Raw genomic sequence first — 20,295 nt, forward strand, 5'->3', positions numbered from 1 at the left:
CGGGCCGTGGCTTCATTCCTCGATCTGTCCAACGCGGAGTTCGTGCCGCTATCGGGCGCCCTGCACGGACCCGACCGCGTGGCGCGCGCGCTGCTGATCGAGCGCGGGACGCTGGTGCCGCCTCGACCGATGCTGTGGCCTTGTCCGGGGGACTTGGTGAATGGCCCGCATATCGAGGGCGACCTTCGCGCGCCGCCTGTTGACCTGCTGGTGGTCCGGCGCGCCGTGGCCGGCGGCACGGGCGCTCACCTGAAGCTGGACGACCAGTTGCTCTACGCCGAGGGCGCATACCCCTTCTACATCCAGCACTGGTACCGCCACGACATCGCCCGCCAAGCCTGGGATTTCGATGCGCCGGTGACTCACCGGCTCGACCGGGCCTTTGTCATCACCCACTTCAACTTCGTCTGGGGTCACTGGCTGACCGAGATGTATCCGAAGCTGTTCGTGATCCGCGCCCTCGCCAGGGCTGGCATCGTAGCGCCGCTGCTCCTGCCACGGACCGCACCGGGCTATGTGGCGCGGATCGTCCGGATGATGCTGCCCGATCAGGAGATCATCACCTACGACCCGCGCGACGAGGCGGTCGAGATCGGCGCGGCGCTGCTGCCGCATATGCTGAACCGCAACTACGTGTTCCACGACTTTCTGCGTTGGAACCTGGAGCGGGAGGCCTTGGCATGGCCTAAGGGCGGTGGCGACGACATGATCTTCGTCAGCCGCGGGGGCGTGAGGACCGCCCAGTCCTTCCGCGAGCTGGCCAACGAGGCCGAGATCGAGGGGATCGCGCGGGAGGCCGGCCTGACCGTGCTGCGGCCGGAGACGCTGAGCTGGGAGCAGCAGGCGCGGCTGTTCTCCAAGGCGCGGCTGGTGGCCGGCGAGTTTGGCTCGGGCCTGCATAACGCGCTCCTGTCGCCGCAGGGCTGTCAGGTCGTGTCCTTGAACTGGCTGGTCGAGGTGCAGTCGCGGATCGGCAATTTCCGCCGCCACGACGTCGGCTACATCCTGCCGTCCGATGGAGAGGCGCGTCTCTATTCGATCGAAGCGCGCGCCAATCAGCCTTTCACCATCGACGCCGATGTCTTCCGTGAGAAGCTGACGATCGCGGTGGATCGCGCTCAGACCCGCAAAGCGATGGCGGGTTGGGATGATGCGCCGTTCCCGGTCGCGGATCCGGAAATGCGGGTTTAGCCCGCCCGGAAGCGGTCGACGGCCATACGCAGCGCGCCGGCGTTGATGGGTTTGGCCAGGACCTCGACAGACTCGAAGCCGGAGCGGGGCAAGTCGCAATAGCCGGTGGCGAAGACGAACGGCACGCCGCGTTCTCGCAGTTTCTCCGCGACGGGAAACACCATCTCACCGCCGATATTCACATCCAGCACGGCTCCGTCAGGCGGCGGATGATCGCTGAGCCAGGCCAGCGCCGTCTCGACCGCGCCGAACGAGCCGGCCACCTCGCAGCCCATGTCGTCCAGCATGTCCTCGACCATCATGGCCACCAAGGCCTCGTCCTCGACGATGATCACGCGAGCGGTCTTCATGCGGCCAGGCCCATGCGCTCGGACAGCGGCGCGCGCAGCGTGAAGACGAGGCCCGTCGGTTGGAAATCGAGCACGGCCTGTCCCCCCAGATCTCGCGCCAGGCCCTGATGGACCATCTTCGAGCCGAATCCGCGCCGCGACGGCGGGCCCACGAGCGGGGGGCCGCCCTGCTCGCGCCAGGTCAGGGTGAGCAGCGCCGGGGCGGTTGTCTCGTCAATGCTCCAGTCGATGACGACGCGGCCCTCCGGCGTCGAAAGCGCGCCGTGCCGCGCGGCGTTGGCGAGCAGTTCGTGGATGGTCATGTGGACGGACACCGCCGTCTCGGCGTTGAACGCCACCGCCGGTCCATTGACGGCGAAGCGCGCCGCGGCGTCGTCGGAGAATGTCGTCAAGGCGCGTCTAAGGATCTCCTCCAGCTGCGGACGGCCCCAGGCGTGGCGCGTCAGAAGCTCATGCGCGTGAGACAGGGCCAGGATCCGGCTCTCGAACACCTCGGCGAAGGCGTCGGGCGACGGTGTGGTCCGCAGGGTCTGGCGGGTAAGCGACTGCACGATCGCCAGCGTATTCTTCACCCGGTGATCCAGCTCGCGCAGCAGGAAGTGGCCGTGCTCGAGCGAGGCCGCCAGATAGTCGTTCAGCCGCCCGCTCTCGAGGGCCGACGCCGTCGCGCGGGCGATCACCTGCAGCTTTTGCAAGACCTCGGCCGAGGGCGTGTGCGGACGCGCCCAGTAAACGCCGATGGCCGCGAGCGGATCGCGGGGGCGGACGGGCGCGACCACCAGGCTTTTGACGAAGGTCGGACGATAGGCGTCATGCGGAACGTCGGCGTCGGCATAGATGTCGGGGCAGACCACCACGCGGCCAGCCATCATCGCGCGTCCCGCGACGCACTGGTCCATCGGGAAGCGCTTGCCCTTCCAGAGCGGGCCGATCGCGTCCTCGTTCACATACCAGCACTGGTCCTTGTCCCGCATGACAAAGGCCACGCCGTCGGCGTTGAGGATTCGCCGCGCCGCGCTTCGCACCACGTCGGCGACTTCCTCGATCGTACGCGTCGCCGACAGCGACTCGATCAATTCGATCAGGGTCGTCAGGCCGGCTTCGGCCTCGCCGATGCTGTGGTTGGCGTCGAGCTCCTGCATCGCTCCAGTCGCACGATGGTTGTGCCGTGAAACCCTAACATGTAGCCGCCGCCGAACAAGCGCGACCGCTATTCGCGAATCAAAAACACAGTCCACGCGAACCGTAGAGAAAATCGCATGGTCGCCGCCTGTCGTCTTGATAAGTCTCAATCTTCCGCAGGGGGCGTCACTCGGTCGCAGTCGCGCCGCCAAAAGCGCCGACCGCCGAACGATGGCGCAAAGGCCACGCCGACGGGGTTCTAACCGCCCCCGTCTTGCGCTATGCACCCTGACCCGCGCGCCGCGCGGCCCGGTAGCTCAGCAGGATAGAGCAGCGCTTTCCTAAAGCGAAGGTCGGGGGTTCGAGTCCCTCCCGGGCCGCCATCGGCGTGAAAAAGGACTTATTTTTCAACTAGATATCTCCTTTTTTGTCTAACTTTTTGGACCGGTTAGACAGTTTTTGATCACTGTCCGTTCTTCGAAACTTCTTCATCGCCGCCTCGGCGTTGGCCCGTTGGTTGGTGGCGGCGGTGTAGCGCTGCACCTCTTTGAGCGACCGGTGGCCAGTTATGGCCATGATCTCGTGAGGCGTGCAGCCAGCGTCCGCAAGGCGAACGGCGGCCGACTTCCGAAGGCCGTGAGCTGTACAGCCGGAAAGGCCGGCCTTTCCGGCAGACTCAGCAATCCAGTTGCTGAATCCCTTAGCGGTGAAAGGTCGGCCATACTGAGTGGTGATCAGCACCAGGTGATCACCGGCAGCGGCGTGCAGCGAAGCGTCTAGGGCGGGATGAACGGGAATGACGAGCGCTTCGTCGGTCTTCGATTGACGAAGCGAAACCGTCCCGTCTTTGACCTGTGCGCGGGTCATCAAGCGCACGTCGCCGCTGCGCTGGCCGGTGTAGAGCAGCAGGTCGAAGGCAAGCCGCTCATTCGTCCCGACAGGCCACCGGGCTTCGAACTTCGCGATTTCAGCCTCTGACCAGGTGTGAAAGCCCTCGGAGCGGATGCGCAGGCGCTTCACGTCCTTGGCCGGGTTATCGTCTCGCCAGCCTCGCTCGACGGCGAAGGCCATAAGGACCCTGAGAATTCTCAGCAGGTTGTTGGCAGCGTTAGGCGTGGCGGCCTTAAGGTCCATCATTCGCTTGATGTGCTGTGGCTTCAGGTCGCGAACGAACGCTTGGCCATCCTCAGCACGAAAGCGCTCGATTTCACCGCGATAGGATCGTTGGGTCTCCGGCCTCAGCAGCTGCCATTGAGAGGACTGATAGAAGGCCACAATCAGGGCGTTGAAGCTGCCCGGGCTAGAGCGCTCGCTGCCAATCTGACGCGGTGCGCTGGATAGGGCCGCGCGGTACCAATCCCACCAGTCAGAAGACCCGAATTCGGCTGACGTCTGAGCCTCCTGTTGGCCAGCCTTACGGAACCGCCAACGGATCTTCCCGTGGCGGTCCCTGTACATGCTGACGTGAGGAGGCTTCTTCTTAGGCACCGTACTTTCGATCCAGTGAGTTGTTCTTGCTGGTCGGGGTGTGGCCTGTAGGGGCGGAGCGGAGGACAATATCCCCGGTAGGCTGGATCACAATTTCACCGACCGGGAAGCCAGCTTCCAGCGCACCTTTGACGTAGCGCTTCACATCTGACTGTTTGACGGCAGCGGCCTTGGACATGTCAGACGCTCCAATTCCGGTGACGCCTGGCCAGCGCCGACGATGCCGGCGGAACACCGCCCTCGCTACGCTCCTCGAAAAGCGACGTGACGTGGAGCAAGACAGCCGTCTTGAGCGTAGGAGGCACCTCCTCGGCGCCTTCCTCCAGGCCGTCAGCAAGGTGAAGGGCTTCGGCGGTGGCCGTCTCGATCATCGCCTGGATCACAGTGTCTTCATGATCCTCAATTTCACTGAGGCGAAGCCACGCCTTGGCCTCCTCGAGCGTCACGATGACGGTCATTGGACACCCCCAGGCGAACCGGATTCGCCAAGAACAACCCAGTTCGCGGGCTGGTGATAAATATCGCCGCCGGGGATAGGAGGCTCATTCTCACGGCGCCGAATGTCGTTAGGCGACATGGCGCCGATTTCGCGGGCGATGCGGTAGGACTCGAAGCGGGCCTGGACGTCGCCGCGAAGGACCGACGAGAGGTCATGTTCGACGTACAGCGAGCGTCGTGCTTCCGGCGTTAGCAGGCAGCGCCTGAGCGCGGATTCGACGCGGGCCGCAAGCGGACCAAGGCAGTTCTGCACAAGGGCCCGTCCCTCCTGTTCGGTGTTGGCATAGGTGGCCTTGTCCGTGATCCCGACGCTCGTCGGCGGAACGCCAAAGAGCCGCGCGACGTCTTCGTTGCTGAGTTTCTGAGACGCCAGGAACTCAGCATCTTCGGCGGAGAACGCCAGCGGCGTGAACGTGGCGCCGCCGTCCATGATGATCAGCTGGCCAGCATTGGCGGAGCCCTGGAGGCGTTCGGAGACCGACTCGCGAAGCTTGGCGCGATCGGCAGCATTGATCTTTTCGGGGTAGCTCATGACACCGCTGGGGCGTAGGCCGTTGTCGACCATGGCCGTTGCGGTCTGCGACTGCGAGATCCGAAGCCCCATGGCCTGGCGTCCAAGCTGGATCGCAGAGACGCCGACCAGCCCATCGCGCGAAGGGCCTCGGATGTGCAGAACTTCTTCCTGCAGAAGAACGACGGTCCCGGCCCTGCCGTCGCTGACACGATATCGCACGCGACCAGACGGCAAGCGCTCCACGACCACGCTAGGCGCTTGAAGAGGATAGAGGGCGACGACCTGGCCGCGCTGGTCGCGCTCAATGCGGGCGTAGCCGTTGCCGTAGAGGTCCAGCGAGCGAACAAGAAACTCCCGCCCCTCGAACGCCGACAGCTGGTCATTCATCTGATCATGAAGAACGCTGTAGAGCGGGACGTCATCGGCGCGCTGCCGGCCGCCATTGTCCGTGCGGCGGAAGAGAAAGAGGCCGACGCTGGCGAGCATTTCAGAGCGGATGCCGACGCAACGGACGGCGACGGCGCTATTGCTCAAGAGAAGATCGGGCTGGACGCCGGTAGCGCCCTGACCGCGAAGGCCGAAGAACTCGGCTAGGTAGGGATCACTCGACGTGATCGAGGCGGCCCGCTTCTCGCGGTTGAAAAATCCAAGAATGCTCACAGCAGCGACTCCAGATGAAGGCGCGCCATGCGCAGGGTGCGTTCGCGCTGCGAAGGCTTCGCTCGGACGGCGACGACGGTGCCGCTGTAGGCGGGGAAGGCCTTCACGACACTGATTTCATGGAGGCGAACGGATTGCAGGACGCGAACCCGGTTCGCCCGGCTTTCGCCCCCTGGCAGGACGTTGAAGCCAAACGACATGCCGCCAAGGTCGCCGCGCTCCGCCAGGGCGAGAATATCGCGGCCTTCGCTGGTGTCGGGGACGTCCAGCTCAAACGCCAAGCCATGGCTGTCTTGAGACAGTCGCAGGGTCTTGGACCGCGTTCGGGCGAGAAGCCGGGTGGGATCGTGGTCAACGAGCGCCAGGGTGTCCAGGCCGCTGGCCAGGTGGGATGAAAAGGCGCCGGGGCTGATCTCTTCTTCAAAGTCACCGATGGCTGCCCGCACCCCAAAGAGGGCCGCATAGCCTTCAAGGCGACGGCCCTTGGCGCGAACTTCGAATTGCGCCGCGCGGCGCTCAGGGGTGCGGACATCCATGGGCTAGATCTCCGCGTAGCGGAACGCGGCCGGGTTACGGACGGCGACGTCCGCATCAAGGAACGCGTGGATCAGGGCGCCGCCGTTGCTGGCGACGTCGGCGTGATAGGGGTTCACCAGGACGTCGACCGCCGACCAATAGCCGATGACCAGCTGCGACCACAGGCCATAGATCAGGCCCTTCTTGTTCGTGCCGCTGCCAAGGTTGGTGGGGACTTGGGTCGTCGTCTCCACCCGCTGGTTATGGAACAGCTCCTGCAGGGTCACGATGTGGCCCTGACCATCCTTGATCTTCCTGCAGGCGTTGATCACGCCGGGGTGGGTCAGGAACGCCGCCGTACCGGTGATGTCGTCCACTTCCAGGGCCGAAATCAGATCGGCCGTGGTGTCGGAGAACGCCGTCGCGGTCGTCACCTTAGCGACGCCCGAATTGGCGATGACGCCAACCGGCTGGTTAGAGCCGCCGCCCTTGATCGCAGCGGCGTCCAGCGCTTGGGCGAGCAGCTGGCCCAGGTCGGTGCGCAGCAGGTTCTCGATGGCCTCGTTGCTTTGCAGGATGAGGCGACGCGACAGCTGATACTCGGCGGTCACGGTCTTCGGCGCCATCGAGACCTTGCTGAAGGTCGCCGCCGAACGCGTCGCGTCGCCGTCCTCGGCGACCCAGGCGGTCGAACCGGACGCCGAAAGGTTCGGCAGATCCAGGAAGCCAGTGAGGTTCCGCATTACGGTAGCGCCCAGCGCTTCGATTTTGAGCGCCGGGCGATTGATGCGGTCAGCGAGCGGTGCGAGCTGCGTCGCCACAGTGTGACCGCCGGCCGAGGCGGTGCCGACGGTCTGGGTACGGACTTCGCCCAACAGCACGGTCGTGGGGATCATGACGCCGCGCGTCTCGCGACCGCGAGACAGTTCGGTGTGCATTTCGCCTTCAAGGCCGTCGAAGCGGCCGGTCATAGCGCAGCGGATGGCGCGAGCGGCGCTGTAACGGCTCAGGTCGGGTTGTTGCAGGTTGTCGTTCACCGGGTCGCCAGGACCGCGGCGCTCGGCTTCGGCTAGGAATTGGGCGTTACGCAGGTCGCGGTCGATCCGTTCGACGTCGGCGCGACCGCTCTCGAAGGCGTTGTTTTCTTCGGTCGAGAGGTCGCGATTTTCAGTTTCCGCCTTCGTGACGATGGCCTTGAGGGCGTCGACACGGGCGGCTCGTTGCTCTTGCAACGCGGCAATGCTTCGCATTGGCCAGGCTCCTAGCTATGGGTGGCCGTGCCCGCTCACGGCCTGGATTTACGGGAAAACTTGTTGCGGCCTTGAGACCTTGACCCTCTTTGACCGGCTCGGCCGGCGGGCGTCAGGGAGGTCTCTTTCCGTTGTTCGCTGGGCCGCTGCAGCGTCGATGAGCGACGCCCTAAAACCTATTTCTTGGCCTCCATCACGCGATGGTCGAGCCAAGTTTCGAAGTCTTCTTCCGTTTGCGGGCGGCCAGCCTGAACGTATTCGATCGGGAAAAGCACCCATTCGTTCAGCTGAACGTCGATAGCGATCCACATCGCTGTGGGGGGGAGATGGTGAAAGGGCCGGTCTGGGATCAGAGCGCCGTCAGGACCGCGCACAAACTCGGCAGACACCATCCCCCAGCGATCGATCAGCCAGTACCGGTAAGTCCGATCAAGTTGGCCATGTGAACTGGTTGCGGGCTTGCCAATCGGGACAAAACGACTGAGCGGCCAAGCGGTGATGAGATCGGCAGCGAGCGGCCTTAACTGTTCAAACACCAACGCTGATAGGCTGGGATCAATACCAGCCTGCGCGAAGCTGTTGAGAACTTGGATTTGGACCAGGTTCATCTGATCGTATGCGCGCCTCTTTCCGCGCCCCATCGAGGCAACGGCGGGAACCACGTAGCCCCGACGAACCCAGCTATGCAGCGCCTCATCCGAGACGCCGGTCACTAGGACGGCTTCGCGGTGTGAAAACAGGAGGTGCTCAGACTCGGCCATAAAGTAAGGCTCGCACGTTCCAATTTGATGGTCAATTGCCCATCAAATTGGAACGGGGGTAACTTTCGGTTGGCGGGTGGTAAGGCGAATTGAATTCGCCTCACGCCAAGCAAGCGACCTGCCCACCAGGGCCAAAGATCCTTTGAGCACCAGCGAGCGACCCGAAAATCGCATAGGGGACGCGGGGTTGCCCTTCCTCGGGTCGGTCGAAAATAACGGCGGCCAGGTCGTCAGGCGTGAGCCCATCGGCGCGGGCATGAGCCATGCACTCAGGCAACTGGCTGTGCCAGAAGGCGGCCGCGTTCCAGTCGAAAGCCTGCCATGGATCCTGCGCCGACAAGGGCGCAGGCCGCTGAAACTTGATGACGCGCGCCACGGCTAAGCCCCCCATGGGCGAGCGAAGACGTTGGTCTGGTCAACCTCACCGTCTGGCCATGCGCAAATGTAAAAGTCGTCGGGTTCGCTGTCCGCATCGAAGCCGTCGTCTTCGCAGGCGGCTTCCTGGTCGAAGCTGTCTTCAAGATCGGAATCGCCGTCCAGGGCGTCGAGCGCAGCGATAGCGGCCTCGATCGACGCTTCCAGGCGACGCCGGAGTGACTGTTGATTTGGGCGCGCGACAGGGCGTGCTATGGCAAGCGAAGCCATGGCCTGATCTCCTCGAAAGATCGGTTTCGGTTAGGGCTGCGCGGTCGTTGGTAGCTTCCGCGTAGCCCGCCTTTTGTGCTATCATAAACCCTATGACGTCAAGCCGTGATAGCAAAAACCTCGGGGGCCGCCCGGCTACGGGCAAAGGTACGCCGGTGATGGTTCGGCTGCAGCCCGATCAACTAGCGGCGCTTGATGCATGGATCGCACGCGAATCCGATTCGCTTTCACGCCCCGCCGCTATCCGCGCGATCCTCGACCAAGTGTTCAGCCAAACTCGACCATAGGCGACCAAGCCTCTTCTTCAGGGTGCATCTGCATTGCGTTGAGCGCCATCGCGAGCGCAACGGCGCCGTCGATCCGGCCGGTTGAGCGGCTCTTGTCCAACTTGGCGTTTCCGGCCGGATCGCGGATCGCGACGGCGTTGCTGACACACCAGGTCAGGACGGGGTGTCCGCCGTGGCGAAGCCGGCGCTCAGCAACCGCCAGCTCGAAAGCATCCACCGCCGGCCCCATATCGCGAAAGCCCTGTCCATGGGGGATAAGCGGCACGTCGTCGACGCCCTCATCGATTAGCGCGAGCTTGAATTGCTCAATACGCCAACGGTCATAGGCGAGCGCCTGGACGCGATAGCGAGAACGGATCTCAGCGAAAGCGGCGGCGATGAACCGGGGATCCGTCGCGGCGCCGGGCGTCGTCTGCAGCAGGTCCTGGTCGCGCCACAGCACATAGGGCACGCGATCCTGTTCGGCGCGATCGGCCAGGTTGGCGGATGGAAGCCAGAACGTCGGCAGCACGTCGATTCCGCCGGCTTCGTCCGGGAACACCAGGACCAGGGCGGTCAGATCCCGCGTCGCGGCAAGGTCAAGAGCCGCCCAACAGGCGCGCCCCTCTAGGGCTTCGTAGTCGATCCGACCGGCGCAGGCTCTCCACTCGCTCACGGGCAAGAAGCGCGTTTCGGCCGCGACGCGCTGGTTGAGGATCAGATTTCGAAAGGCCGCTTCCTTGGATGGGATTCGGCGCGCTTGAGCCGCCTGGCGCTGCACATCCTCCAACGACCGAAAGTCGCCAAGCGCCGGGTTCGAAGCCCGCCAAGCCTCCTCGGACCAAGGGTCCATGGTCTCAGGCGTCGCGAACAGCGTGAGGTGAAACGAAGCGTCCTCAAGGTCGCCGTCGAGCACGCGCTGGCCGTAGTCGATTAGCTCCGACATGGGCGCGAGGTCGCTGGCCGCCTGAGTGCTGATCACCAGCATCAGAGGTTCGGCCCGAGCGCCCATGGCGGTATCCAGGGCGTCGAACAGATCGCGGCTGGTGGCCTGCCCAAGCTCGTCATAGACGACGAAGGAGGGCGAAAGCCCATGCTTGCCGGCGACGTCCGCGGACAGCGCGCAGTAGATCGAACCCGTCTCCATGTCCTCGATCTCTTTCGAGTGCCGGCGGACGCTGAGACGGGCCGCAAGCCAAGGCACCTGCGCGATGATGGCGGTCATCTCGTTGTACAGGATCGCGGCTTGGGGCCGGTCATTCGCAGCAGAATAGACCTGGCCTCGGGGCTCCGCTTCCGGTCCAGCGAGGTGGCAGAGGGCAAGGCCGGCGGCGAGACCGGACTTCCCGTTCTTGCGAGCCATGGACAGCACGGCGGTGCGGACCTGGCGCGCGCCGTCTTCGGTCTCGCTGTAGACCGCTTCGAGGAACTCACGCTGCCAATGGCGAACGGAAAAGCGCTGTCCGGCGAGTGAGCCTGACGTGATCGGCAGGGTTTCCAGAAAGGCGATCACGCGCTCAACCCGCGACAGGCCTGCAGCGTCCCAAGGGTGCGGCGTGGTCGGCGCTACTGCAGCGGCGAACAGGCTCGGATGTTCGTCGTTGCTGGCGACCAGCCTCACCGGCTTTGCTCCAGGTCCGCGCAACCCCATCAGACGCTCCAATCTCGAACTAACTGTGTCCTTCCTTCCCTGGGCGGTCCTGACGCGTCAGCTTCTAGTCCTTCGAGGGGGTATCGGCCTCGTACCTGCGCCACCAATTCGCGACAGCTGCGACGTGCTTGGCTCTCTCAGCAGGCGGACGGCGAGGATCGGCGTTGATCCGAGCAACGCAGACATCAGCAGAGACCGGCAGCAGCACGGTGCACGCGTCGAGATCCCAAGTGATCCGCGTGCGCTCGTCGACAGTCGCAGCGCCGGCGATGATCCAGGCATGGCGAAGATCATGCTGGCGTCGCAGTCGATCGAGTACAGCGTCGCGTGCATGGAGGGCGAAGGGCAGCAGCTCCACCGGCGCTTGGTAGAGATCTTCTCCACTCAGCGCAGACATGACGACATCCAGGTCAAGAACGAGATCACCGGTCTTGCGCTGAGACTGGACATAGGTCGACTTGCCCGACCCGGGAGGGCCACAGACGAGCGTGACGCGATGGTCTGCGAGATCGCGGAACGGGTGGGCGGCGTCGAGGGGCAGACCATCTGGACCGCACCCCTTGAACGCGACGCCCTTTCCGCCCTTACGGTCAAGCGCGGCAGTCTTGACCGAGTGGCAGGGGACGCACATCGAGCGTAGCCCGGTCAACGGCGGGAAAGGCTGGCCGCCGCTGGCGATGCTGACGATGTGGTCGACAGCGGTAGCGGGACGTTGCACGCCGCGCCATTGGCAGGGCTCGCACAACGGATCGGCCGACAGCTTGGCAGCGCGCAGGCGCTGCCAATTGGCCGTGCTGTAGGGCCAGACCGCCATTACGCGGCCCTCACGTCAGCAGCCGAGATGAGGCGCGCGTGTTCCTCAGCGTCGGCAATCACCCGGACGCTCATCGCCTGCAGCACCCGCCCTGCCCGTTCTCGGAGCGCGCGGGCGGCCGTCTCGCCACGGCAGACCACAACGCGGTCGACCGCCCGCCATGCTGCGGGATCGAGGTAGCTGACGGTCGCAGGATCGCCCATGGCGCGGCAGGCGGCGGCGCGAATCTCGGCATCGGCAAAGGCAGCGACGAATTCAGTTCGCGGCTGATTGCAGTTGGCCGCCTTGTGGCCCTGCCAGCAGGCTTCGCGAAGCCAGTGGTAGGGGGTCTTGGTGCGGTCGGGAGTTTGACCCGCCCGCTTGCGAGCATACGCAGCAGCAGCGGCGATCAGCGCCTGTGGCGTTGCCTGGCGACCATCAACGATCCCCTCGAATGCCAAGCGAGCGCGCAGCATCCCGGACGGGGTGGCGTGGTTCAACGGATATGCCGCCTCGAACGCCTTCCAGTGAACCTCAATGGCGGACTCAGGCGACAGCCGCTGCGGCTCGGGTTGCTCCTTATCAGAGGCTTGGGGGGTATAGGGGGGTTTAAGGTTTATCTCTTGGTATGGGGGGGTCCTAGTGTCCGGTTTTTCAGACACCAGTGTCCGGTTTTCCGCTGTGTCGCTGGACACCAGCGCCCGGTTTTCCGCCTCATCGCTGGACACCTGTGTCCGGTTTTCGGCGTCGTTGGAAGCGCCCGAGAACACCGCTTCGTAGAAGTTGGCGTGACCCCGGCCGCGAGAAATTGTGGCCTTGAGGTAGCCGCTCGCGACGAGTGAAGCGAGCGCACGGCGAACGGTACGCACATCAACCCCGATGAGCGCAGCGATGCTATCCTGAGAGCGCCAGGCGCCGCGCCGTTCGGAATGAAGGTCGTGCATCAGCTGACAGGCGATCAAGCGGGTGACAGGCGAAAGGCTTTGATCGCGGATGGCCGCTTCCTGCCAAGCGAGCTTGCTGCGCATGTAGTCGTGCAGTTCGAGGACGGCGCTCATGATTGCACCCCCTGGACGGCGGAAGCGCGGCGCGCGCTTGCGAGGCTGACCGCTTGCGGGTAAGCTTTGCCCGCTTGGGTTTTCGTCTTCCCTTGCAAGGAATTGACCCCGTTCGAGGTGCCAGCCTCGGCGGGGTTTTTCTTTGCCTTGCGGTTAGACGTCCGTCCGAGATTGTCTTTAGAAATCAGCAGGCGCTCAGGACGGGTTAGACGGTCGAAGCGCTTGATTTTTCGGGGGTCAAGGACACCCTCCCGGGCCGCCAGCGGAAATGAAATCGCCGATCCGACCGGGCGGAATAGCCGCCAGGGCTGATCAGTCGGGCGGCGGCGGCAAGCTCTCGGCGCTGAAATGATCGAAGCCGGGTTTCACGACGAGGCAGGGCGCGGACAGGACGGTCAGGTCGTGGGTCCAGCCGGTCCGCAGCAGCGCCGCGCCCAGCAGGCTGAAGACCTCGGGCTCGTCGATGGCCGAGCGGTAGGGGCGGTCGCCGCCCAGCAGGGCGCGGGCCTCGCGGGCCGCGATCAGGGCGTCGTCGGCGTGGTCAACGCCCTTCGCCGAGGCGGTGACGAAGGCCTCGAAGGCCAGCAGGTCGCCGGGCCGTTGCGGCGGATGGCTGACGTCGACCGAGGCGGTGGCGTCGGGAAGGCCGCGCCGCAGCCCGGCCAGGGTGTAGGTGACGACCGCCAGGGCGGCGGTGGTGACGGCGGCGCCGGCCCCGGCGCTCCAGGGCCGCGAGCCCTCGCCCCGGCGGCCGCTCAGGATCCGCATGGCCTCGGACGGGGTCGGGATGAACAGCGGGGCCTCGAAGCCGATGGCGAGGGGATGGGCCGCGCCCAGCGCCGTCATCGCCTGGACGAAGGCGTCCAGATCCTTGCCCAGGCGCGGCGGCTCACCTTGCGACAGCACCGCCCAGCCCAGCTTGCCGCTCTTGGGCGAGCCGACATCGACCACGCCGATGGCGATGTCGGGGCGTCCGAAGGTCACGCCAGGGCGGGCCTGCGGCCCCGCTTGGCCTTGGGCGCGGCGGCGCGTTCGGCGCGGATGCGGTCGAGCAGCACGCTGGCGGGCTCGTCGGCGGGGTCCTGCGGGACCAGTTCGCCCCGGAAGGCCTTGGCGAGGACCGCTTGATCGAGACGGTCGAGCAGGCGGCGGGCGGCGGCGGCTTCGGCGGTCAGTCGGTCGATCTCCGCGAAAGCGCGGTCGATGCGGCGGACTATCTCGGCTTGCTCGTGCAACGATGCCACGGGGAGGCGAATGCTTCCGAGGACCTCCAAGTTGATGTTCTTCTGCGCCGTTGCCGGCGCGAACTGTTCCAGGTCAGCCTTTGCCGTCCTGATGAAGTACTCAACATAGTCGGGCAGGCAACGCGCTGCGTCGGCGTTAAAGCCAACAACGCTATCTGGAAAGCAGGCCTCAATTCCCAGGATGGCGGTTTCGGCGATGTTAGCCGCGATGGTGATACATACGGTCCCGATGGGCCACAGTTTGCTCTGCTCCAATCCGAAGGCGCTGTACGTCTTGGAATAGGAGGTCAGGTAGCGGTCGGCGGCGCGGACCTCTCCAGTCTGTACAAACGGGAACGGGCCGTCGAACAGCCGAGCATCATCGCGAGGGCGGTGGCGCGACTTGCCGCGATCCATGTCTCCGAGCTGTGGCAGGCGCAGCCAGCGCCACGTCTCGGGAACCGCATATGGAGGCGCGAAGTCAGGGGCTGCGCCGCCTAGTCGATACTTCGGGCGGATGTCGTTTTCGCTACGCGGCGATATGGGCTCAAGAGCGGGCTGCGCTGCCCGCCAATCCGCCGTCAGCTCCCCGCTGAACGCCCTCGACAGCACCGCCTGCTTGTAGCGGGCGGCGAGGGCGGGGATGCGGTCGAGGTCGGCGCGGGCGCGGGCCGTGCGGGCGGTCAGGGCGTCGAGCTTCGCCACGATCCGCCGTTGCTCGGCGAGGGGGGGTAATGGCACATCGATCTCGGCCAATCGGTCCTTCGAGATCACCCCCTGTGCGCTCCCGGTGGCCCCATGTCGCAGCGAAAGCACGAGCGGCTTGAGCAGTGCATAGAGGTAGTGCTGCTCTAACCCGGGGTTCGGCCTTATGGCCGCAACGCTGCGTCCAATCGCGCAATCGGCTCCTAAATTGAGCTTTCCGCAGGTAGCGCCGACGACACAAATCAAGACGTCCGTCGAGCACGCCATTTTCAGAGGCTTCGTCGTCCATTCACGAATGGCGGGCCGCTCAGCGCCAAACTCGCCTGCCTTAACAAATGGGGTGCCCACTCCATCGAAGTTACATGCTGCTCCAGGAGGAGCCTGCCCCATCACGAAATCGGCAACTTCTCCGAGGGTTGTGGCCGCCCAGTCCGCCGGCAGCTCGCTCACGCTTCCACCTCCGCCGGCACGGCCTCCTCGCCGGCCAGCTCGGCATCGACCGCCTCGACCTCCGCCAGGGCCGCGCGCAAGTGGCCCAGGATCGCCGCCGCGATGTCCTCGGGGTCGCTGAGGTCGTCCTCGGCGGCGTCGCTGTCGTCGCGCAGCCAGGCGATGTCGAGGTTGTCGTTGCGGGCGGCGATGTCGGCGCGGCTGAAGTAGCGGAAGCGGCCCTCGGGGCCTTCGTCCTGGCGCGGCGAGCCGCCGTTGGGGTCCTCGCCATAGGCCGCCTCGAAGGCCGCGAAGTCCTCGGGACGCAGGGGGCGGGTCTTGCCGAAGGCCGGCATGTTGGCGCGCAGGTCATAGACCCATACCCCCGTCGTCGCGCCCCGGTCGGTCTGGCCGCGCTGCAGGAACAGGACGTTGGTCTTCACCCCCTGGGCGTAGAAGATGCCGGTCGGCAGCCGCAGGATGGTGTGGAGGTTGGCCAGGTTCATCGCCCAGTCGCGCAGGCGCTTGCCGGTGTTGTCCTCGAACAGCACGTTGTCGGGCAGCACCACCGCCGCGCGGCCGCCAGGCTTCAGCGCCCGGATGATGTGCTCGACGAAGGCCAGCTGCTTGTTCGAGGTCTCGGCCGTCACCGAAAAGTCGGCGCGGCTGGGCCGTCCGCCGCCCTTCTTGGTGCCGAACGGCGGGTTGGTCAGGATCAGGTCGGCCTGCTCCAATCCCTCACCCTCACCGGCCAAGGTATCGCCCTGGATGACCGTGCCCTCGATGCCGTGCAGCATCAGGTTCATCAGGGCGAGACGCCGGGTGTCGGGCACCAGCTCGACGCCGATGAAGGCGTTGTGGCGCTGGAAGTACGACTGGGCCGAGGTCAGGCTGTAGAGCTGGTCGGTCTGGGCTTTGATCGCGTGGTCGGCGGCGACCAGGAAGCCGCCCGTGCCGGCGGCGGGGTCCTGGATCACCTCGCCCGCCTTGGGCTTCATCAGCCGGACGATGCAGTCGATCAGCGGCCGGGGCGTGAAGTACTGGCCCGCGCCCGACTTCTTTTCGGCCGCGTTCTTTTCCAGCAGGCCTTCGTACAGCTCGCCCAGACCCTCCTCGCGGGCCGAAAACCATTCGAGGCCGTCGATGGCGGTGGTCAGGGTCTTGAGGTTGGCCGGCTTGCGAAGCTTGGTCTGGGCGTCGGTGAAGATCGCCTGGATGGTGCGGTCGCTCGATTTGCCCAGCTCCAGCAGGGCCAGCTTGTAGTGGTCCAGCTGATCCACGCCCTCACGGTTCGCGATCCGGCCCCAGCGATAGGCCTCCGGCAACCGATCCTCGCGGCCGGTCTCCTCCATCATCTTCAGGAACAGCAGGAACGTCAGTTCGGTGACGTAGTCCTGATAGCTGACGCCGTCGTCCCGCAGCACATGGCACAGGTTCCAGAGCTTCTGGACGATGTCCTGGGTCGTGACTCGACCCTTGTTCGTGTCGGCGGTCGCCATATTCACCACTTCAAGGCTGGTTGATGCGCGGGCATCGGGGCTCAGATGCCTTATGCGTCTGTCTCAGGGAAGGGACGCTCGCCCTTAACCCGTCTGTTTCCAAACTTCCTCGGAGAGATCCGACAGAACCTGCTCCAGCTTCCCGCCCAGGCGCTTGTCGATCACCCGGAAGCCGCCGTCCGCGCTGAACGGCTCCTCGTCGAGCGATTGGCGATCGACCACGACTTCCTTTTCCAGCTGCTGACCGATCCGGCGCAGCCAGCTGACCTGGACGGGGGTCCAATCGCCATTGCGGATCACCGTGTCCACCGCCCGCTTCACCCGGTCGGCATAGGGCACCAAAGCGTCCCCGAGGGCGACCTGGCGAACATAGCCGATGATCGAGGCGGCGATGTCCTCGTTGCGCGCCTCGGCCCAGGCGCGGCGGATCTTGAGGTCGGTGAAGCCCTGGGCGTCGAGCTGGAGGCGCAGCTCCTTGAGCGCGGCGCGGGTCAGGTCGCGCGGGCGCTGCACCACCGTCGTCAGGGCCGGGATCTTGTTGATGTTCTCCCGCACATAGGCCTCGAACGCCCCCAGATAGTCCTCGGGACGCTCGGCGCCGCCGTAGCCGTGGGAGACGTCCACGACCTCGTCGCCGTGCTGCGAGATCGGCACCATCACGGGCGTGCCGCCCTGGGTCTTGAAGTCGAGGGCGGGACCCAGCGCGGGGCGATCCCTGATCCAGGCGGCGAGGTCGTCGGCGGCGCCGGCGCGGAAGCGCGCCAGAACGTCCTCGGGCGTCTCTCCGGCCGCGATCTGCACCTTGGCCCTGGCCTCGTCGCTCAGGCGCGCCAGGCGGCGGCTGAGCTTGACGATGATCTGATCGCGCAGGTCAGCCCGGATGCGGGCGTCCTCCTGGGCGGCCAGCTCCTCCATCAGCTGGGCGAGCGAGATCTTGGGGTCGGTCACGACCGGCCGCATGTCCGTCATGCTCTGCAGCTGGCTGTAGAGGTCGACGGCGTCGAAGATGCGGAAGGTCTCCTTGCCGATCTCCGGGCACAGGCGCGTCGCGCGGCCCAGCATCTGATCGTAGAGGATCCGGCTGTTCACGCGGCGCAGGAACACCAGGTTGGTGATCTTGGGCACGTCCACGCCCGTCGTCAGCAGGTCGACGGTGACGGCGATCTTGGGCAGGGCGTCGTTCCGATAGCTCAGGATCAGCTTGCCGACATTGTCGACGCGGCCGGTGAGCTTCTGGATCTGGGCGTCCTCGATCTCGCCATAGGCGTCCCGAAAGGCCTCCCGCAGGACCTTCACCACGATGTCGGCGTGGGCGTCGGAGACGGCGAACACCAGAGTCTTGTCGGGCGCGCTGAGGTCGATGTGCTTGGTCAGCTCGACCGCGACCGCCTTGTTGAATGGCTCGGTGATCACCGTCTTGTTGAAAGCCTCGACGTCGAAGTCGAGCTGGTCGGGCAAGGTGACGGTCTCGAACACGCCCGTGGGCGCGTGGACGAAGTCGACCGCCTCCTCGGCGGCGAAGTGGATGCCGTCGCGCGACAGGGCGGTGGTGATCCGCGTGGGCGGCTCGTGGTCGATCAGGTAGCCGTCGACCACCGCCTCGCGGTAGCCGTAGGTGAAGATCGCGGGTCCGAAGATCTCCGCCGTGTGCAGCGCGGGCGTGGCGGTCAGGCCGATCTTCACGGCGTCGAAGTGCTCAAGAACGCGCCGGTACTTGGAGACGTAGTCGTCCTGGTCGCGGAAGGTCAGCTCGGCGTCCGACATCTCGCGGTCCAGCAGATAGCCCCGATGGCACTCGTCGACGATCATCAGGTCGTACTGGTCGACCGGCGGGATGGTCGCGGGGTCGCTGGCGTACATGACCCGCTTCACCAGGCCCTGGATCGTGCAGATATGGATCCGCGTCTCCTCGTCCGGCCAGACGTCGGCCAGGCCCTTGAGGCCGAAGATCTCGGCGAAGCCCTTCCCGCCGACTACCTTGGTGGTGATGAACTCGCGCTCGGTCTGTTCGCCCAGCGCGCTGCGGTCGACGACGAAACACACCCGCCGGAACCGCTTGGCGGCGATCAGGCGGTAGAGCATGGCGATGGCCAGCTTGGTCTTGCCGGTGCCCGTGGCCATGCCGACCAGCATCGAGGTGCGGTCCTCCACGAGACCCTGTTCCACGGCCTCGATGGCCTTGCGCTGGTAGGGGCGCAGCTGGAAGCCGAACTCGAAACCCTGGGTGCTCAGGGCGGCCTCGGCGGCGTCGCGGTCGACCTCCAGCCTCTTCAGGAGGCCCTGAGGGGTCGGCCAGCCCGTCAACGCCTTCGCCGGGTTCGTCGGCCGCCGCAGATCGCGCTGCCAGATGCCTGAGGCGGTTTCCAGCTGGCGTAGGTAGGGCCGACCGTTGGTCGAGAAGGCGAAGGGAACCTTGAACTCGCCCCAGGGCGCGCCCTCGACGAGCAGGTCCGCATCGACCCTCGCGGTCTCGGCGTAACGTTCCGCCTGGCGCAGCACGCTCATGACGTTGGCGTTCTTGCGCTTGGCTTCGACCACGCCGACCAGCTTAAGCCCCGCGAACAGGGCGTAGTCGGCCCGGCCGCCCTCGGTAGGCCATTCGGCGATGGCGAGGTTGCGGCCCTTGGTGGGCCGAGCGCCGGCCTTGTGGCGCAGCAGGGTGCTGTCGGCCTCCCAACCTGCGTCGCGCAGCTGCTGGTCGATAATCGCCCGCGTGGCGGCCTCGTCGAGCACGATGCCGCTGTCGGCCTCAACAGCAGCGGCCTCCAGCCGGGCGAGTTCGGCGGCCGGAGCGCGCTGGGCTTCCCGCTGGGTTTCCAACAGGGCCTGGCGCACCGCTTCGGCGGCGGCTTCAGCTTCCTCGGCCAGCCTCTGCCAAGTTTCCCGTTCCTCGGCCTCGCGGCGCAGCCTCTCTGAGGCGTCCAGGTTCTCACGAGCCAGGGCCTCCGCACGGGCCTGGGCAAGTTCGGCAGCCGTCTTGTTGCTCTCGGCCTCGGCGCGTAGGGCGGCCAACTGTTCCCGAAGCTCAATGGTGGGATCCACCGGCGCGGGGGGCGGAACGAACGGACCGGGGTTGAACTGCGGCTGTCCGCCGTAGCTGCGGACGAACCATACGGCCAGCTGCCGGGCGACCTTCAGGCCGGTGAGGGCCACCGCGAAGTCGTCGAGGTCGCCATGAACGGCCTCGTTGCCGGCGGTGCGGAGCTGGTGGAACAGCGTCATCGCCTGGCCTGGCACATAGCCAGACCGCCCCAGCTCGCCGAGAAGGTCCACGAACCGGTCGTCGGCCGATCTCAGCGAACCGGTGCGCGCCGCGACCTCCTTGGCCAGGAGTTCCGCGAACTGGCGCAGCTTAACGAGGGTCGTGTTCGGGTCGGTCCGAAAATAGTGGTCGGCCTGAGCCGCAAGTCGAAACAACTGCTGCCCGTGCGCCCGCAGGAAGTCGAAATTGGCGCTGTTTGGCTGCATTCTGTCCCCTGAGCCGTGCCTCCTGGTACTTGAGACGAAAGGCGAATGGCGCGCAACCAGTTGTAGAGCTTGGGCTGGCCTGGTTGGATGCGGCCGCAGTCCTTGAAGGCGAGAACCAGACCTGTGGCCGTTCCTGTCGATGGAGAAGCGCTTGGCCCAATGGCGGGGCGGCTTTTCCAGCAAAGACATGCGGGCCTTTTCCCAGCTC

At 65.6% G+C, this 20,295-nt stretch carries 18 protein-coding genes and 1 tRNA gene; 2 read left to right on the plus strand and 17 right to left on the minus strand.

Going from position 1 to position 20,295, the window contains the following annotated elements:
• Window positions 1-6: 6 nt before the first annotated feature.
• Window positions 7-1,191: a DUF563 domain-containing protein gene (locus tag CSW63_RS05005; RefSeq protein WP_062096296.1), complete on the plus strand. Its 1,185-nt coding sequence runs from the start codon at window positions 7-9 to the stop codon at window positions 1,189-1,191.
• On the opposite strand, the gene CSW63_RS05010 is transcribed toward CSW63_RS05005, so the two are convergent.
• Both CSW63_RS05010 and CSW63_RS05015 read right to left on the minus strand, forming a co-directional pair.
• On the minus strand, window positions 1,188-1,541 hold the full coding sequence (locus tag CSW63_RS05010) for a response regulator (protein ID WP_062096295.1): 354 nt from the start codon (window positions 1,539-1,541) through the stop codon (window positions 1,188-1,190). The genes CSW63_RS05005 and CSW63_RS05010 overlap by 4 nt on opposite strands.
• A complete protein-coding gene (locus CSW63_RS05015) occupies window positions 1,538-2,683 on the minus strand; it encodes a sensor histidine kinase (protein WP_062096293.1) in 1,146 nt (381 codons plus the stop codon). Before CSW63_RS05015 ends, CSW63_RS05010 begins: the two co-directional genes overlap by 4 nt.
• A 286-nt stretch (window positions 2,684-2,969) precedes the next feature.
• Between CSW63_RS05015 and CSW63_RS05020 the strand changes: the two genes are divergently transcribed.
• Window positions 2,970-3,046: transfer RNA gene (locus CSW63_RS05020), tRNA-Arg, on the plus strand.
• A gap of 28 nt (window positions 3,047-3,074) precedes the next feature.
• Here the strand turns inward: CSW63_RS05020 and CSW63_RS05025 are convergent.
• The 15 genes from CSW63_RS05025 to hsdR all read right to left on the minus strand — a co-directional run bounded on the left by CSW63_RS05025 (window position 3,075) and on the right by hsdR (window position 20,087).
• The gene (locus CSW63_RS05025; protein ID WP_127846937.1) at window positions 3,075-4,151 is read right to left on the minus strand and encodes a tyrosine-type recombinase/integrase; all 1,077 of its coding nucleotides are present in this window, start codon (window positions 4,149-4,151) and stop codon (window positions 3,075-3,077) included.
• Window positions 4,144-4,329, minus strand: coding sequence for a hypothetical protein (locus CSW63_RS05030; protein ID WP_099502792.1), 186 nt, complete (start codon window positions 4,327-4,329; stop codon window positions 4,144-4,146). Before CSW63_RS05030 ends, CSW63_RS05025 begins: the two co-directional genes overlap by 8 nt.
• Window position 4,330: 1 nt before the next feature.
• Entirely contained in the window at window positions 4,331-4,609 is a 279-nt protein-coding gene (locus CSW63_RS05035) for a head-tail connector protein (protein ID WP_099502790.1), read from the minus strand.
• Window positions 4,606-5,649, minus strand: coding sequence for a phage portal protein (locus CSW63_RS05040; RefSeq protein ID WP_246842052.1), 1,044 nt, complete (start codon window positions 5,647-5,649; stop codon window positions 4,606-4,608). The genes CSW63_RS05035 and CSW63_RS05040 overlap by 4 nt, the downstream gene beginning before the upstream one ends.
• Before the next feature lie 170 nt (window positions 5,650-5,819).
• Window positions 5,820-6,359 carry an HK97 family phage prohead protease gene (locus CSW63_RS05045; RefSeq protein ID WP_099502786.1) on the minus strand — a complete coding sequence of 180 codons (540 nt, stop codon included), beginning with the start codon at window positions 6,357-6,359 and terminating at the stop codon, window positions 5,820-5,822.
• Window positions 6,360-6,362: 3 nt separating this feature from the next.
• A complete protein-coding gene (locus tag CSW63_RS05050) occupies window positions 6,363-7,589 on the minus strand; it encodes a phage major capsid protein (protein ID WP_099502784.1) in 1,227 nt (408 codons plus the stop codon).
• A gap of 176 nt (window positions 7,590-7,765) precedes the next feature.
• Entirely contained in the window at window positions 7,766-8,350 is a 585-nt protein-coding gene (locus CSW63_RS05055) for a MerR family transcriptional regulator (protein ID WP_099502782.1), read from the minus strand.
• Window positions 8,351-8,728: 378 nt separating this feature from the next.
• The gene (locus tag CSW63_RS05060) at window positions 8,729-8,995 is read right to left on the minus strand and encodes a hypothetical protein (RefSeq protein WP_099502778.1); all 267 of its coding nucleotides are present in this window, start codon (window positions 8,993-8,995) and stop codon (window positions 8,729-8,731) included.
• 267 nt (window positions 8,996-9,262) lie between these two features.
• A complete protein-coding gene (locus CSW63_RS05070) occupies window positions 9,263-10,882 on the minus strand; it encodes a terminase large subunit (RefSeq protein WP_210408499.1) in 1,620 nt (539 codons plus the stop codon).
• 94 nt (window positions 10,883-10,976) lie between these two features.
• The gene (locus CSW63_RS05075) at window positions 10,977-11,726 is read right to left on the minus strand and encodes an AAA family ATPase (RefSeq protein ID WP_099502772.1); all 750 of its coding nucleotides are present in this window, start codon (window positions 11,724-11,726) and stop codon (window positions 10,977-10,979) included.
• Window positions 11,726-12,763 (minus strand): helix-turn-helix domain-containing protein, encoded by a 1,038-nt coding sequence (locus CSW63_RS05080; RefSeq protein ID WP_099502770.1) that lies wholly within the window; start codon window positions 12,761-12,763, stop codon window positions 11,726-11,728. The genes CSW63_RS05075 and CSW63_RS05080 overlap by 1 nt, the downstream gene beginning before the upstream one ends.
• A gap of 312 nt (window positions 12,764-13,075) precedes the next feature.
• Entirely contained in the window at window positions 13,076-13,747 is a 672-nt protein-coding gene (locus CSW63_RS05085) for a hypothetical protein (protein WP_062096291.1), read from the minus strand.
• A complete protein-coding gene (locus CSW63_RS05090) occupies window positions 13,744-15,141 on the minus strand; it encodes a restriction endonuclease subunit S (protein WP_127846938.1) in 1,398 nt (465 codons plus the stop codon). The genes CSW63_RS05085 and CSW63_RS05090 overlap by 4 nt, the downstream gene beginning before the upstream one ends.
• Window positions 15,138-16,619 carry an N-6 DNA methylase gene (locus tag CSW63_RS05095; protein WP_099502768.1) on the minus strand — a complete coding sequence of 494 codons (1,482 nt, stop codon included), beginning with the start codon at window positions 16,617-16,619 and terminating at the stop codon, window positions 15,138-15,140. The genes CSW63_RS05090 and CSW63_RS05095 overlap by 4 nt, the downstream gene beginning before the upstream one ends.
• Before the next feature lie 84 nt (window positions 16,620-16,703).
• A complete protein-coding gene (gene hsdR, locus CSW63_RS05100; RefSeq protein WP_099502766.1) occupies window positions 16,704-20,087 on the minus strand; it encodes a type I restriction-modification system endonuclease in 3,384 nt (1,127 codons plus the stop codon).
• Between the last annotated feature and the right edge of the window lie 208 nt (window positions 20,088-20,295).

This window comes from Caulobacter sp. FWC26 (assembly GCF_002742645.2).
In the GTDB taxonomy this organism is placed as follows: domain Bacteria; phylum Pseudomonadota; class Alphaproteobacteria; order Caulobacterales; family Caulobacteraceae; genus Caulobacter.